Raw genomic sequence first — 755 nt, 5'->3', positions numbered from 1 at the left:
TTGTCCATATCAGAGTTGACCGGACTGTTGGAATTTTTCTTTCCAAACATTTTTAATATGGCCACAGGAGCCTCCATCCTCGCTCTGTGAGTTTCTTACTTGTTCTGAGCATGACTTTACTTGCTTCATCGCTTAGCGGTTTTGGTTGCAGGATTTGTCATGCAAACCCTTTGACACAATAAGCCATGTGGTTACCTAAAAGTGTATACGCAAATGTCAGATATCATCGAACACGAATAGATATATATTGTTAACAATATCATCATTAGTAATCAATGGCTTGGATAAGTTCACTTGATGGAGCATTAAAAGGGACTTCTGATGGTGGATTCTTGAATTGTTTTGAATCAATAATCGCACTAGGTGAGCTTAAAACTCGTAAAATCACTATAAAATTGATCTATTTCAAAATATCAAGCAGTGAAGGGGTTATAGTACACCTTGTCATCTCGTTAGTCATTGCGACTAACATGTTGAGCAAGATGACACTTCCTTTTGAAGGCTGACTTTACTTTCTCCTAATCAGGAAACTGATTACTTTTCAATTGGCGTAAGTTAATTGTTTTATAGATATTCCGACCACACAGTTATGTGTGGTTTTTTTTTGCTTCGATTTTACTTTCCGTATACCTCTTACCGTTTTAACTCTCTATAGTTAACCATTAGTAATCGCATAAGAATCAAAGAAGTAGAGTAATTGAACTACTTGCTTCACGTTTATTTAAACGCACGTTTGATAAATTTAACAAATTCAA

It is taken from the genome of Vibrio sp. OPT46, from assembly GCF_015163535.1.
Taxonomy (GTDB): domain Bacteria; phylum Pseudomonadota; class Gammaproteobacteria; order Enterobacterales; family Vibrionaceae; genus Vibrio; species Vibrio alginolyticus.
Note: the sequence above shows the minus strand (reverse complement) of the source record.